This is a genomic window from Spiroplasma chinense, from assembly GCF_008086545.1.
GTDB classification, from domain to species: Bacteria; Bacillota_I; Bacilli_A; order Mycoplasmatales; family Mycoplasmataceae; genus Spiroplasma_A; species Spiroplasma_A chinense.
This window is the reverse complement of sequence record NZ_CP043026.1, coordinates 248,888-265,193: the sequence shown is the minus strand read 5'-3', so window position 1 is coordinate 265,193 and position 16,306 is coordinate 248,888. Positions and strand designations below refer to the sequence as shown.

The following is a 16,306-nucleotide window of genomic DNA, read 5'->3' as shown; positions in this document are numbered from 1 at the left end:
CACCTCTACACTTAAATAATTTTACATTAAAAGTAATTAAAATTTAAAAAACTCTACACCATTGTGTAGAGTTTTTGTGTTTTATAATCATTCTTTAAATCTTTTGATGTATAGTGTTTTTACAACTTGTGCTAGCATTACATAAGCTAATACAAATCCTAAAGCTATTGGCAAGAATGTTATAGGTGGTTGAAGCATTTTAACATTTTCTGCAATAAATGGTGTGAATGGCACAATAACTGCCATTGCACAAACAAACACTGTTGCTGCATTTACTTGTCATGATGCATTAGATTGAATAAATGGTATTTTTTCAGTTCTATACATTTGTAGAACCGCTGTTTGAGTCATTAATCCAACAACAAATCATGAAGCGTTAAACATTTGAACCCCATTAATGTTATTACTTGCATCATAGCTCATACCTGGTTCTATTCCTAATTTATGTTGGTAACCATAAATTAATACTAAGAATGTTGATATATCAAAAATTGAACTTACAGGCCCGTTTATGACTGTAAACCAAATAATATTTTTGGTTCTAAATGGTCTAGGTGTGTCTGTGAATTTTTTATCAACTTTATCAAATATATATGCAAACATAACAATATCGTAAATTAAGTTTTGTAATAGTAAGTGGATTGGTTGCATTGGTTCAACTGATGTTAAGAACAATGCTACAAGTACACTTAATACATTTCCAAAGTTTGAAGCAATTGTAACTTTAATATATTTCAATATATTTGCTAAACTCACTCTTCCTTCGTGCACTGCAGTTTCAAGAACCATTAATGATTCATCAACCAAAATAATATCTGCTGCATCTTGTGCTATGTTTGATGCATCAGAGAATGAAATAGCTACATCAGATTCTCTTAAAACTGGCGCATCATTAATTCCATCTCCCATAAATCCAACTACATGTCCTTGTTCTTTTAAACAAGAAATGATCATTGATTTATGCATTGGGCTAAGTTTTACAAATACATTTGCATTAACTACAGCCTTTCTTAATTGAGATTCACTCATCTCTTCAATTTCTTTTCCACTATAAATTTTTGTAATTTTAAAGTCTACTTTTTTACAAATAGCTCTTGTTATAACTTCACTGTCTCCAGTTAATACTTTAGTGTCGATACCTTTTTCTTTTAAGTTTTTAATAATTTCTTTTGATGTTTCTTTTGGCTCATCAAAGAATGTTGCAAAACCGTAAAATACTAAGTCTTCTTCAATATCTTCATCTTCTAGGTGGTTGTGAGCAATTCCAATTACTCTGTAACCATCAAGGTTCATCTCTTCAGCTTTTTTGATAATTTTATCTTTATGTTCTTGTGTTATTGGTTCTATTTTTCCTCTGATAGAAATTCTGTCGCAAACTTTTAGAATTTCTTCAATTGCACCTTTTGTGAAAATTTCTTTTTCGTCATCTTTAGTTAAGATGACAGATAAGATTTTTCTTGTAAAGTCAAATGGTACTTCTCATTCTTTTGTATAACTTTCAACATCAGGTTTTTCGATGTCTTTTGAAAGTAATACAGCTTGATCAATAGGATTCTGGAATCCTGATTGGAAGTAACTGTTTAAGTAAAGTGCTTTATTTACAAAATCACATTTTTGTGAGCTGTAATCTAAAACTCTATCTAGTTTGATTTCACCACTTGTTATTGTTCCTGTTTTGTCAGTACATAAAATATCTATCGCTCCCATATTTTGAACAGCGTTTAAATTTTTGACTAAAACATCTTCTTTTTTAATTTTTAAATATCCCCTTGAAAGGTTTGATGTAACAATAATTGGCATCATTTCTGGTGTCAATCCTACAGCGATTGATACAGAAAATAATGCTGCATTAACTCATTGTCCACCATGTCCCAGTCCAAATACTAATAAAGTAATTGGTGTTACAGCAAGCATAAATGAAATTAATAAGAATGTAACTTTTTTAATACCTTTGTCAAATGAACTTTTAGGTCTTTTTTCAGTTACTTTATCATTGATAGTTGAGAAATAAGTGTTGTATCCAGTTGCAATTACTACTCCAAGAGCAGAACCTGAAACTACACTAGTTCCCATATAACAAATATTTTCATATTCTAAATATGATGAATTTTCGTTAACTTCTTTTTTTTGCACAGGAAAAGATTCACCTGTTAATGATGCTTGATCAACATATAAACTATTTGCTCATATGATTTTTACATCTGATGGAATTAAGTCTCCGTTTGAAAGGTAAATTAAATCTCCAGGTACTAAGTCTTCAGAGTCAATAGCTTCTGCTTCTTTAATTAATTTAATTGAATTAGCATTATCAATATTTGTAATATTGTACTCATCATCTCTAATAACTTTGGTTGTTTTTTTGTTATCAAATGATATTTTTTTAATTACTAAGTGTGACTTTACTTCTTGGAAAAACATAATTGATCCACTTAATAGAATCATAAATAGAACAATTAATGCACCAGCAAGATCAGACATTTCTCTGTCTTCTCCTGAAAAATAAGTGTAGAAGTTGAAAGCTGCGATGATAGTTAAGATTATATTGAAAGGACTTAGAAAAGTTTTTGCAAAAGTTGTAAAGAAATTAAATCCTTTAGCTTTTAACTTGTTTGAACCGTACTTTTCAACAGCTTGTTCTACTTGTTCTTCATTTAGACCAAAACTTGGTACTTGAAGATCTTTTAGAACATCTTGTTGAGAATACTTAGAATAGTTTGTAAGTTTATTTTGAATTAATTTTGTTTTTGAATTTTTATTATTATTTTCTAATTTAAGTCTTTTCATAGTTTTTTCTCCTTTTTATAGGAAGAATGACTATATTAACGTACTAAATAAGAAAGAGCGCAATTATAGGCATTCTTCTTAATATCGTTCACTAAATTGTTTCAACTGCTGACGGAAGGAATTGCCATAATTACCACCTCTTTCTAAACCTTTTTTATTATAAGGGAAAAAAACTCTAAAACCCAATAAAATTTAAAAAAATCCATTTTTTGGATTTCTTTGGGTTTTCTAAGCTAAATCAATAGTTTTTTTTCTTCCTTTATATTTTTTTTAAATTCTTTTGATATTAGACATAAGTAATCAAGTTAATCCAATAGGTACAGTTATTAAATGAACTATAATCATAAAAAATAATATTTCCGCAAAAATACTTAATCTAATTTGTCTCAATAAACAAACATTAAACTCATCAATGAAGCACCTGCAATTGTGTTAAAAATAATCATCTAGATATTATTTTTTTGATAGTTATGTAAAGAAATTCTTCTCTAGACACTTATTTACCCCCCCAAAAAAAAACTAAAAATTGTAAATTGTTTTTTTAATTTTTTTCACTTAAACTTTGTATATTTTTATTAGAATCTATCTCGTCTATTTTTGACAAATCATCAAGCTTTAATTCATCTATTTCTTTACCCAATTTTTTTCCAAATGAAAAACAAAATATTCTAATACAAACATAAATTAGGGGTAAATTCAGTATGTTAAACATACCAAACCATCAATATTGTTTTATACAAGTTTCCAGTAGATTTCCAAATGGGAAATTTCAATCCGAATTAGGATGCATTTTTTTTATTTTTTTAGAACCAACAAAAAAGGAAATAAATATTAAACATGCTCCCTCATAATTTGATCCCTTGCCCTTACTTATATTCCAACTATTAACAACTAAGAATATAATTGTGGTGAAAAAAGATATGAAAAAAATAACAGCAAATATAAAGCATAAGAATACGTTAGAATTCTTATAATCAGAAGAGTTGATGCTATAAAAAGCAGCTATTATCAATGACGCCAAAAATAAAATATACGTGCAAAAAATTAAAATCATCATTCTTATACAAATTTTGATATTATTCTTTTTCCAAAATTCTTCTCTATTCATCTCTTAAATTCCTATCTATATATGTCACTAAAAGCAATAAATTTGTCTACATTTTTATTAGTTGATTTAGGATAATTCCTTAAAATATTTTTTACTCTGTAATCCAAATCGGCAAACTCCATTTCATTCCCATAGTAAACTCTTGCATAAACACTTGCTGTTCTAAGATTTTTTGAAACATACATAGCTTTAATTGCAGAATTTGTCTTCTTAGTAAAATTTGGCGTTATTTCTAAACGAGTTTTTTCTAGTCAATTTCCAGCATGATGAACTTCATAAAAATTATCTAATGGAGTTTTGATATCACCAAAATACGTTATCAGTCATGTTGATTTTGAAGCTAGGGTTGCTGTGAAAAAAGTCATTTTTCTAGCATTATTATTCATATAATGTGCTCTACTTTTATTTATTTCGTAAGTAATTCATGGTAACCATTTTCTGTATTTGGCATATGAATAAGAATTTACATAATTTAGATCTCACATTGGATTTCTAATCTTATCAAATATTAAAACAGCTCTATCTTTGACACCCAATTTGCCAAACAAAGAACTCAATTTACCAACTATGCCGTTGCTAAATCCGCCCATAAAGAAATCCTTATATTTGTCAAAGATATCTTCACCATATTCACCTGAAATGAATAATCTATTTTTTTCAATTATATTAGATATATTATTTTTTTGATAAAGTTTAATAAAGACAGAGTTAAAAACTTGTGATATTGGAAATGAAAACAAAAAACCCATTGACAAGGCTACTAGAATTTTTACATTTAAAAATAACATGTTTGTAAACCCCATAAGAGTTAATTTTTTTCATATTACTGATAATAGCGTTTTAAAAACAATAGTTCCTGCGACGGCAGAGGCTACATAACTTAAAATTACAGTTGTTATTATCATAGTTGTTATTGATGTAAATGCAGTAATCATAAATTTATCAAAATTACTTTCAACGGATTTTCAACCATTAATGGTTTGGGTGAAGTGATTTGGTCTACGTTCATTTTCTATCTCTGCTCTATACTGGTTATATGCATATGTATTTAAATAATTAAATTCTGCAATATTTGCAAGACTTATTTTTTTTAAATAAAGCTTAGATAAGGTCTCTTCAAAACTGTTGTTTGCATTTATATGACTGTCGTTTAAATATGCATTAATGAAAGTCATTTCGATTGAAAATTCCTTATAATCATGAATTTTTGTATTGTGTATATTTAATTCATCATCCAAAAATGTGTAAATTAATTTTTCTATTTTTTCTACATTGTATCTACGAATTCTAACTTCATATGAAAATGAGCCATCTTTAATTTTTAAATCATAAACTTCTATAAACTTTTCTGCTTCCTTTTCTAAATACGATTCTGTTTGTACCTTTAAGTACCCATCATTCCTAACAAATCCTTTGTCCAATAGAACTAAATCACTTACATCTTCACTTCTTAAAACTAAGGCTTTATCATTCAAATAACTTTCTCTTTCTAAATAAACACTTTTTTCTGAAATGTTTAATGTAACCTTACTAGAAAAAGTTATAAGAAGAATAGATGAGGTCAGGATAAACGAAAATAGTGAAGTTAAAAATGTTTTTCTAAATTTCATAAAATCTTCTCTTTTCTTTTAAAATATTTTTGGTAATACAAAAAATAACAACATTTGAAAAGGCTCTTAATTTTGTATTTAGTTGTTTTTTTATGTATGTTTTATAAAATTATTATTATTTGCGCAAAATATACAAGATTCATTGTTAATTAATATGGGTTCATTATAACATCTTAGTTTTATTAAACAAGTGTCAAAAAAACACCTTGCCAAAGGCAAGGTGTTTATCTTTCAACTTTATCATTTAAATCTACATTTTCAATTACAGATTCTGCACTAATTTCTTGACTAAATGATCCTATATTTTTATCTGTTTCAACAGAAACGTTTTTAGCAACAATAATACTTCTTACTCATTTTCTTCTAAAGTAGAAAATGGTTGCTGGAATTACTTTAACTACTTCAAACATACAAATTATTAAGTGTATTGAAATAATACCTAAAGTTATAAATCCTGAATTACTTACTTCAGTATTTCCTAAAATTAATAAACAAAGGGTTGGAATTTGTAATACTCAGTTAAATCCTGAATCCATTAAAAATGCATTAATAACATTTCCCCCAGCTCTTAAAATTGAATATACACAAGAGTTTAATAAGATTATTGGATAAGTCATAGTATAGATAAATATCATTCATTGTCCAATTCTTAATCCCTCTTTTGTAATATTTGGAAAGATTAATTTAGGTAAGACAAATGATAATCCAGAAAATATCATTAAGAACCCTGTAGCTATCATAAAACTTAATCTCATTAAGTGTTTTGCGTTATATTGAGCTTTATCAAAGTTTTGAGCTCCTAGCTCATTACCTACCAATACAGATATTCCTGCATTTAATCCATGATACATTGGCGAGAAGAATGCCATTAACATGGTTTCATACATTGCATTTGCAGATAAAGAATCTACAGAATACATTGCTCTCAATTTAACTTGTACAACTTGTCCTAGAGCAAACAGTGTTTCATTTAAAAGAATTGGCATACTTTTGATTAAAGCTACTCTTAAAACTGTTCTTTCAATTTTAAAGTGCTTAATACTTGGTATAAATTCAAATTTCTTAATACCAAGAAGTACAAATATAAATACTGTTTGTAAAACTCTTGAAGCAACAGTTCCTGCTGCAGAACCTTCAATACCAAATCCAATAAATCCAGGAATAAAAGTTGGAGCTGTTAAAAATACATTACAAGTAAAGTTTGCTACCAATGAAATTGCTGACATAAAGAATGAGTAGAAAGGTCTTCTAGTTTCTCTTAAAGCAGTAACCGCAACTTGGTTAATAGTAAGCAATGGATAACTTAAAGAAACTATTCTATAGTAAGTTGCTCCTTGTTGAGTTGCCATTTTAGCAACCTCATTTTGAATATACTTATGTAATTGAATTGCATATTGTCCATCTTTTGGTGCTGAAAAATCAGGTTTTACAATGTCATAATTTGGATGAGTTGTAAAAGCAATTAATTTTTCAGTAACTCCAGGAAGTCCAAATAATGCAAATACACCTGTAATTGAAATTACAAGATACATTTTTAAGGCCGTAATTTGTTTAAGTCTTTGATAATCTCCAGCACCAAAATATTGAGCGCTGAATATTCCAGCTCCATAACAAAATCCTGAAACCATTGAAAACATTAGAATAAATAATTGGTTACTTGCAGATACTGCATTAACCCCAATTTGCCCTGGCAAATATAAAATTCCATTACCATAGTAACTTTCAAGATTTACACTTTTAAGTAAATCATAATCCAACATGGTTCAACCACTTTCGTTTAAAACCATATTTTTAAATGCATCATAACCATAAACATGTTCTTCTCTTAAATGGTTTACAAATACATTATCAATTAAATCTGTTGATGCCATAATAATCTCTTGCAAAACAGATCATAAGATTAAGGTAAGTGCAATTTTATATCATTTACCAGAAGCAAAAAAATGTCTTTTTGACTTCTTACCTTTTTTATAAGTTTTTACAGATAATTCTTGATCTTTTACTGGTTCCATAAATTGCACCTCCTTAATAAACTATATAGAAAAAATACACCCCTTTTGAATAAAAGAAGTGTATTTTCGGATTTTTGTTTTCATTTAATGGTCGGAATAAGTGGACTTGAACCACCGACCTCACCCTTATCAGGGGTGCGCTCTAACCAGCTGAGCTATACTCCGAAAACCAATATTGATTATAAAATAGAATATTCAATAATGCAACGATTTTTTTAATTTTTTTTAATTTTTTTGTGAACATTTTTGCTTTTCAAATTTGTTACTATGTAATAATACAATAATTAATCACCTTTGAACAAAAAAAAAAAAAAAATGTTGCTTGTTAGATTTAACTGCAAATCACCTAAACTTAAAATACCTCAAGGCAAAATAGTACAACTTTTGTTTTAAAATATGCACTCTAGCTTCTCCTGTTGAATTAAAGAAGTTTAGATTATCATAACTATATTTAATTCGTGTAAGTTCTATATTAACATAAATCCATAAAGTTCTTTCTTTTGCTGTTTTTCGGTCCAAAATCTTTTAGCTTTTGTAAACAATTAATATAATTTTCTTAATTTATTTTATACACAACAGCGACCTAATCAAACAAAAAGAAGATTTATCATCTTCTTAAACATATTCTGTCAAGTATAGAATGTGTTTTTTTATGCAAAATTTGGCTAAAGCTTGTATGAAAGAGTCAAGAGAAAACTTTACGCGCAGCAAGAAGTTTTCTTTTGTAGGTTAAGGAGAGAGTTTGAGAGAAACTAAGGGTGAAACCCTTTGGTTCTCTCAAAAAGACAACGCAAAAAATTGTGAGCTATCTCACTTTCTTGAAATTTTAAATTTAATTATATGTATTCCAAATTGAAGTTGGAGTAGCTCTGTGTTTAATTGTTATTCTATAATTATTATAATAATTAATATAATTATCTATTTGATCATAAACTTCATAATGATTATTTAATTTAATATGGTGAAGTCTTTCTGTTTTCAAAGAAGAAAAGAACGTTTCACACATAGCGTTATCTAAAGAGTTTCCTGCTCTAGAGCATGATTGTATGATGTTGTTATTTTTTGAATATTCAGCCATAAATAATGATGTGTATTGAAACCCATTATCAGAATGCATAATAATTTGAGTTTTAGGTCTAACCTTTTCAAATTTTTTTAATGTATTTTTTCAAATCATAAGGTCATTTTTTAGTGAAATGTGTCATGCAACAATCATTCCGCTATAAGCATCTTTTATGACACTTAAATAAGCAAATTTGTGATTTCCATATGGTATGTAACTCACATCAGTTACAAATAATTCATTGGGACCATATAAACCTCATTTTCTGTCAACTATATTTGGTATTCCGCTTTTTGTGTTTTTCTTTTCTTTAGGAACACTGTAAGAACGTTTCTTTCTTACAAAAGATTTTATTGAAAGAATTGACATATATCTTCAAACTTTCTTCTCCGAAGCTCTAACTCCATATTTATTGAATAAATCAATAGTAATTCTTGGAGCCCCATACATTCCCATGTTTTTTCTATAAATTTTTAAAATCTTTTTTGCGAGTGTTCAATTGAACTTAACTTTGTATATTTTTTTGCCGCGTTTTATTCATCTATAATAACTTGATTCTGTAATTTTAAAAATTCTGCACATCAAATACACAGGATAATATTTCCTGTTTTCATCGATAAAAACATAATAGGAATTTAACGTTACTTTGTCTTTTGATTCTTTGTAAATTCCTTGAACTTTTTTATGATTTCGTTCTCCATTTCAAGTTCCTTATTTCTTTTAAGTAATTGTGCAATTTGTTTATCTCTGGGATCTACACTATTAACTCTAATATTTGTGTGATTAGAACTGTTACCACTCTTAACTTCAAAACTAGCTTCTCCCTCGTTTTCAAATCTAATACAAGTTTGCCTTGCAGCGGAATATGAAACATTATATTTGATTGACAATTCTCTTCAACTTAAATCTTTTTTAAAATGATCATTTACAAGTCTTTTTCTTTGTTCTGGGGTTAAAATATTTGATTTATTACCTTTTTTGTTTGCCATAAAAAAACCTCCTATGCTTTTCATTATAATGATAATGTTTTTTTATCATTATAACTATACATAGGAGATTATATTCAATTTATCATCTTCTTTTCTTTTTTTTATTCTTTATCAAAATCACTTCTGTTAAAGTAAATACCTGGATCACCATTTTCTTTTCGTTTTGCTATAAAGAATCTTTCAAAGTTTTTCCCTTCTTCTGGGTTAAGGTTTCAAAGGAATGAATCTTGATATACTCTAACCTCTAAATAACCAAATTGTTTAAATGTTAAAATATTATCCATATCATAAGCATTTCATATTGTGAATGCCGAAACTTTTTCATCCCCTTCTTCTTTATATGGATTAAAATTTAAAGGTTCAAAGTTTTCCTTAAGTATTTCGTTAGTAGACCCACTACCATAAGTTCCTTTATTATAAACTGCGTTAAAAATATAGTTCCCTTTTTTATCTTTTAGATCCCATTGATAATCCTCACGTTCTCCAAAACTTTCTCTAGCATATCAAATATAATTGTTCCTTCTAGCCTCGCTGTCATAAACAAAACTATTAACTATAATTTTATAAGCTTTTTCTAAAGAAGGGTTATCATTTAAAGATTCTAAGTCACGGTTATTTATTTTTATATTTTTAAGAATATAACTTTCAAAGTTAGCTTTTAAAAAATCTTTTGCGCTATCAAATTTTTCAATTTCATAATCTTGTCATCAATAAGTTTCTTCAGGTTCTGGTCCACTATAATGTTTTGGATCTACACATGACACCGCCAAACTGGTAGGAACTATTAATACCGTAGCACTTAGTAATTTTAATAATATTTTTTTCATTTTTAATCTCCATTGTTTATTAGCATATAAATTTTGCTAATAATTTCTTTCATTTCTTCTTCTGTTGACCGGTAGAATGTTATTAATTCTTTTCCAGTATTGTAAACATAAACTCTTCTGCTTCTGTAAATGATTTTTACACCTGTTATAAGATTTATATTATTTTTATATGCATTTAATGCATTTTCATAATTATTGAAATAAAGTATTCTATTTTCAAATGAGAAACTATATACATTATATTTTCCATTTGAAATTAAATCATCAAAGTCAGTATATTCGTTTTCTAAATTATTCAACTCTTTTTTATTTATAAAGTTTTCCTTAATGTTTATTGTCGAAGTTAAATAACTTAAAGCATTTTCTTCGTTATAATCTTCAGATATTATTTCTCCATTTGGATTATATAGGTAAAACTTTTTATAAAGTATTGGTGATTGTTTATCAAATTGTATTTTTTTAGCACCTTCAATGGTTGTAGATATATTTACACCTATATTATCAATAAAGGTGTAAGGTGTTGAACCTGAATCTGATATAAACCATCAAGCATTTAGTATATTATCTCCTTCACTTGGATAGTCCAAATACGTAAAGTTATTTTTTATTGTTTTTTAATTAGTTTCAATACTCTTTCATTCCTCTTCTATTTTTTTCCTTTCTTATTCATTTTTATATTAACAAATTCTAAAATTATTTTCCATTTATTTATTTAAATTTAGAAATAAATTAATTTGTATTTGCTTTCTCGATCTTTTATCAAGATTTTTAGCATACAGATTTTCAATTATCTTTTTTATAATAAGGGAATTAATATTAGATTTAAAACTTTCAAAAAAACCAAAAGAAGTTAAAACTTATGTATTTGGATCAAATGCAGAAGAAGCTAAAAAACAAACTTTCATCACGATCATTCAAATGCTATTTTTTTATTCTTGTGTTTTGATACATAGTTTCTTATTATTGAGAAATAAAAAAATAAAACGGTTAACCGTTTTATTTTGAATAATAGTTTAAAAAGTCTTCAACCACTTTTATAGTGCTGTCTTCTAAAAGTTCTCTAGATTCATCTTCAATTGAGGGTTTTAGTAACTCTACAGCTTTACTTGCAGTATCTTCAAATACTCCCAACAAGTCTATTTCATATGTTGGAACATCATTATTTAATATTCTCAATATTAAATCTTGAATAACTACAACTATTAAAACATACTTGTTATATTCTTCTCTGCTATATTTTTCAGCCTCAACGACTCTTGCTAAAACTTTGTAATCTTTTTGAGTACTTAGTAATTTTGTCTTCATTTCATCTAAAGAAAGGTTTGAGTTATCAACATCAACTGTTATATAACTAGTATCTTCCTCTCCAAAACATGAAACAACACTTGTGCTAGTAGAAGCAATTAAACCAAATGCTCCTAAAAAACTTAATAATTTTTTCATTTTTTATTCCCCCTTAACAAAATTATAACATTTAGGAGTATTGTTTTCTATATTGCTATTTACTTGTTCTTTTGTAAATAAAAATGTTCTATACCTTCTTCAATATCTTCTAAGCCAGTTTCTTTAAAACCAAAACTTTTATAAAAATCTGCAATATACTTTTGAGAATGTATATTTATAGTATTTGCACCCAATACTTCTCAACAATAACTTTCACAGAACCCTACCAATTGGCTTGCATAGCCCATTTTTCTAAATTCCTTTAAAACAGCAATCCTTCCAATTCAATGGCCCTTGTCGTCCTTAAAAACCCTTGCACAACAAACAGGGTTGTTGTTTTTGTCATTTCCTACGAAATGAAAAGATATTTGATCATTATCATCAACATCAAGGTCAGGGTCTGCATTTTGTTCTTCTATAAAAACTTTTTCTCTAATTAATTTGGCTATTTCAAACACTTCATTTTCAACACCATACTCTATTAAAAAGTTTAGTTTTTCCATACTTCATTTCTCCTTTAAAAAAAGGGTTTTAATAAACCCTTTAATTATTATATATTTTTACACTAAGCTACTACTTCTTTTTCTCTCATTTTTCCCGCATCATATAAGCGTTTAAAATGTCCTGGTTTATCTTTTAATTCTTCAAACGAACCAGTTTGTACAACTCCTTGACCAGGAGCTAAAACATTGATTTGATCACAGTTTTTAATAGTACTTAATCTGTGGGCAATAACAACACTTGTTCTGCCTTCCATTAGTTTTTCTAATTCTGCTTGAACTTCTTTTTCAACAATATTGTCTAAAGCACTTGTAGCTTCATCTAATATAAGTAATTGTGGGTTTTTCAAGAACATTCTTGCAATTACAAGACGTTGTTTTTGACCACCACTTAACATAAATCCACGTTCACCAAGAATTGTGTCATAACCTAATGGTCAAGACATAATTAGTTCATGTAAGTTTACTTTTTTGGCAGCTTCAATTACTTCTTCATCTGTTTTTCAAGGTGTTGTATAACGAATGTTATCTTTAACATTACCAAAAATAATTTGAGGTTCTTGTTCAACATAACCTACTAAATCTAAGTATGATTTAAGTTTAATATCTTTTAAGTTATCTTCTTCGTTAATTAAAACTTCACCCTCTGTAGGGTCGTAAAATCTTAACAATAGTTTTGAAATTGTAGATTTTCCACTTCCAGTTTCACCAACAAAGGCATAACTTTTTCCTTTTTCAAATGTAAAGTTGAATTTAGGCAATACATTTTTTGAAGGATCTTCAGGATAATTAAAGACTACATCTTTAAAGATGATACCTTTATCTAATTTTTTTATTTCTTTTGCACTATCATTGAAGTAGTTTCCATCAACTCTTGATGGTGCATCAATAATTTGAAATACTCTTTTAGTACACTCGTCACTCATCATATATCCAAATAAAATTCTCAATACTTGGTATATTGGTGAAGTTAAAGTTCCTAATCCTGATAAGAATGATGTAGCAATAACATAAAGTTGTGCATCATTATTATGATATAGACCATAAGCTGAAGATAAGATAATTAATTGTAAACTCATAACAGCTAAGAATCCACAAGTTAAAACAGCACTAAGTCTTGTAAAAAAACTTTTTACAACTTGCATGAATTCAACATGTAAATCTCTAAATCTTTGTTTTTCATAAACTTCAGTTCCACTTGCTTTAATCAAACGAATTGTAGCAATCCTGTCAGTTACATCTCCATTTACATAAGTAATTGTAGTTCTAAGTTTTATGATTCATCTTTTAATTCTTCCAAAGAAGATTAAGATTGCTCCAACTCCAATTCCTACAAGTCCCACAGCTATTAACCCAAGTTTTCAATCAATTGTCATTAAAACAACTGATGATCCAACAAAGTTAAAGAAAGCCATTAAAATTAATGTTGGAATATTTTGAGTTTGTTCTCCAACAATTCAAGTATCTGCTCCAATTTTTGTCAATATTTCTCCGATTTTTTTATCAGAGTAATATGAGATATCTTGCATAATTAAGCCTTTTAAAGCTTCATTTCTAAGGTATTGTTCAATGTTTTTACCTAACATACCTACATTTAAGTTTAAAAAGTAAACACTAGTTCCTAAAACTACATACATTCCTAATTGAACGTAAATTCATTCTTTTCAACCAAAGTTTCAAATAATGAATTTTGAAGTAGATTGGCCTTGTAAGTTAGACATAATCTCTCTCATAACCAAAGGAGCTGAAACTGCAAGAGCACTTGTTATCATTGCTAAAAATAGTATTGTAAACATTTTTAGTCTGTGATTTTTAAAATATGCTCCCAGCATTTTTCTATAACCGCGTCCGTTTTTTTCGCTATTTAATTTTTCTAAAACTTTAGCTTCTGCTAATTGTTTAAAATCTGCCATATTTCATACTCCTTTCTAACCCATTAAACCTGCATTATATAATTTATTAAAATGCCCTGGTTGGTCTTTTAATTCATCAAAACTTCCTCTTTGTATAATTCCTTGAGCATTTTTACCCAAAACAATTATTTCATCACAGTTTTTAATTGTACTTAATCTGTGAGCAATAACAAAAGTTGTTCTTCCTACAATTAATTTATCCAATTGTTCTTGAACTTCTCTCTCAACAATATTATCCAAGGCACTTGTAGCTTCGTCTAAAATTAATACTTGAGGGTTTTTTAGAAACATTCTTGCAATTACAAGACGTTGTTTTTGACCACCACTTAACATAAATCCACGTTCACCAAGAATTGTGTCATATTTTTCTGCCAATCCTAGGATAAAATCATGAATTTGTGCTTTTTTTGCAGCTTCAAAAACTTCTTCATCAGTTGCATCAAATTTACCATAACGAATGTTGTCCATTACAGTACCATAAAGTATTTGAGGTTCTTGTTCTACATAACCTACGTTTTGTAAGTAGTCTGGCATGTTTAATTCTTTAATGTCAATTCCATTAATTAAAACTTGTCCAGCACTTGTGTCATAAAATCTTAGCAACAGTTTTGCAATTGTAGATTTTCCACTTCCAGTTTCACCAACAAAGGCATAACTTTTTCCTTTTTCAAAAACAATGTTTGTTTTTGGCATAATAAGTTTTTCTGGTGCTTCTGGATAAATAAATTCAGCATCTTTTAATTCGATGTCTTCAATTACTTTAATTTCTTTTGGTTCATCAATATATTCTAATATTGATTTTTGAGCATAAATATTACTAATTCTTCAGTTACAGTTCATAACTGCTGAAAGTGCTCTTAATATCATAGGCATTAAGAAAATAGCTGATGAATATAAAGTCATTGCAGAAATAAATGAAACAGCTTTTGCAACCACTTCACCAACTGGTAAATCATGATAAGTCACAATAATAAAGATTGTTGTAAGTCCTGGAAGAATTCAACCTAAGAAGTTAGAAAATAACATCATAGTAATTCTTATCAAGATTGTCTTATTAATTTTTTTACCGTATTCTTGGTTTCCAAGTCTAACGTTTTCAATTTCTTGCAATTCAGTTGCAGAAGATTTAATTAGACGGATGTTCATTATTTTATCTGTATTGTTTGTGTCTAATTTTTGTTTAAAGTCAATTGATGTAATCAATGCTTTTTGATAAGCAAAGAATATAATCATTGATACTAAGAATAACACTCCAAAAATTGCCAAACAATAAGATGCAATTTTTGGATCTAATGTAAATGTAACAACATTAACTGTTACAAATAATATTAAGATGTAAATTGCATTAATTGTAAATTCGTTTAAACCATCAGCTACCCCTTGAGAGTCTCCAATAATTCTTGTCATGATATTTCCAATTTGGTTTTTTGAATAGAAACTTAGGTCAACATCAACCAAAGCATCTAAACATTTTACTCTTAAAAATATTTCAATTTTTCTTGTTCAAACTCCACTTAAAATGTTAAGCGAAAATTCAACAAATCCATAAACTATAATCATTGCTCCACCGAAAATAACTCAGCTATATCAATGCATTTCTAATCCAAAGAAACTAGTTCCACCACTATTTGTGATGTTTTTAACTAAATTTGAAACTACAACTGACATTCCTGAAAAAATTGCAGTGTCAATTATAGCTATTAACATAAAAACAGTAAATAGTCCTGGATATTCTTTGATAGCCATACCAAGCATTCTAAATAATCTACTGAATTTATCTTTTGAAAAAAACTTTATACGTTGTTTCAAATCCTGTTGCATGTTCATCTCCCCTTCTTTGTTGATAATATAAACTAAAAAAATAGGATGCGAACCAAGTTGTTTGTATTATAAAACTTCGGCCGATTCTATCTCTTAAATATAAATATTTAAAGAATTTCATTTAGTTTGTTGTTGATAAAACTTTTTATTAACTAAAACGCTTCACTAAACTTAATTACAAGTACTTTTAATCATTTAACTCTTTATCAAAAATATTTTACATCAATAGTTGCTTA

The 16,306-nt window shown here is 27.8% G+C and carries 12 protein-coding genes and 1 tRNA gene; all 13 read right to left on the bottom strand.

Features of this window, described 5'->3' with window-relative positions:
* Window positions 1–81: 81 nt before the first annotated feature.
* The 13 genes from mgtA to SCHIN_RS01205 all read right to left on the bottom strand — a co-directional run bounded on the left by mgtA (window position 82) and on the right by SCHIN_RS01205 (window position 16,070).
* Window positions 82–2,784: a magnesium-translocating P-type ATPase gene (gene mgtA / locus SCHIN_RS01265; protein ID WP_166507824.1), complete on the bottom strand. Its 2,703-nt coding sequence runs from the start codon at window positions 2,782–2,784 to the stop codon at window positions 82–84.
* A gap of 541 nt (window positions 2,785–3,325) precedes the next feature.
* Window positions 3,326–3,892, bottom strand: coding sequence for a hypothetical protein (locus tag SCHIN_RS01260; protein WP_166507823.1), 567 nt, complete (start codon window positions 3,890–3,892; stop codon window positions 3,326–3,328).
* A gap of 11 nt (window positions 3,893–3,903) precedes the next feature.
* A complete protein-coding gene (locus tag SCHIN_RS01255) occupies window positions 3,904–5,502 on the bottom strand; it encodes a hypothetical protein (protein WP_166507822.1) in 1,599 nt (532 codons plus the stop codon).
* Window positions 5,503–5,726: 224 nt separating this feature from the next.
* Window positions 5,727–7,514 carry an MATE family efflux transporter gene (locus tag SCHIN_RS01250; RefSeq protein WP_166507821.1) on the bottom strand — a complete coding sequence of 596 codons (1,788 nt, stop codon included), beginning with the start codon at window positions 7,512–7,514 and terminating at the stop codon, window positions 5,727–5,729.
* Window positions 7,515–7,602: 88 nt separating this feature from the next.
* Window positions 7,603–7,679: transfer RNA gene (locus tag SCHIN_RS01245), tRNA-Ile, on the bottom strand.
* A gap of 667 nt (window positions 7,680–8,346) precedes the next feature.
* Window positions 8,347–9,195, bottom strand: a complete 849-nt coding sequence (locus SCHIN_RS01240) for an IS3 family transposase (protein WP_243745727.1) — start codon at window positions 9,193–9,195, stop codon at window positions 8,347–8,349.
* A 23-nt stretch (window positions 9,196–9,218) separates the two neighbouring features.
* Window positions 9,219–9,566 carry a hypothetical protein gene (locus SCHIN_RS01235; RefSeq protein WP_166507819.1) on the bottom strand — a complete coding sequence of 116 codons (348 nt, stop codon included), beginning with the start codon at window positions 9,564–9,566 and terminating at the stop codon, window positions 9,219–9,221.
* Window positions 9,567–9,667: 101 nt separating this feature from the next.
* Entirely contained in the window at window positions 9,668–10,393 is a 726-nt protein-coding gene (locus tag SCHIN_RS01230; protein WP_166507818.1) for a hypothetical protein, read from the bottom strand.
* Window positions 10,394–10,395: 2 nt separating this feature from the next.
* Window positions 10,396–10,980, bottom strand: coding sequence for a hypothetical protein (locus tag SCHIN_RS01225; protein ID WP_166507817.1), 585 nt, complete (start codon window positions 10,978–10,980; stop codon window positions 10,396–10,398).
* A 409-nt stretch (window positions 10,981–11,389) separates the two neighbouring features.
* Window positions 11,390–11,836 (bottom strand): lipoprotein, encoded by a 447-nt coding sequence (locus SCHIN_RS01220; protein WP_166507816.1) that lies wholly within the window; start codon window positions 11,834–11,836, stop codon window positions 11,390–11,392.
* Window positions 11,837–11,895: 59 nt separating this feature from the next.
* Window positions 11,896–12,339 (bottom strand): GNAT family N-acetyltransferase, encoded by a 444-nt coding sequence (locus SCHIN_RS01215; RefSeq protein WP_166507815.1) that lies wholly within the window; start codon window positions 12,337–12,339, stop codon window positions 11,896–11,898.
* A gap of 62 nt (window positions 12,340–12,401) precedes the next feature.
* Complete coding sequence (locus tag SCHIN_RS01210) at window positions 12,402–14,249, bottom strand: ABC transporter ATP-binding protein (RefSeq protein WP_166507814.1); 1,848 nt, start codon at window positions 14,247–14,249, stop codon at window positions 12,402–12,404.
* 15 nt (window positions 14,250–14,264) lie between these two features.
* Window positions 14,265–16,070, bottom strand: coding sequence for an ABC transporter ATP-binding protein (locus SCHIN_RS01205; protein ID WP_166507813.1), 1,806 nt, complete (start codon window positions 16,068–16,070; stop codon window positions 14,265–14,267).
* Between the last annotated feature and the right edge of the window lie 236 nt (window positions 16,071–16,306).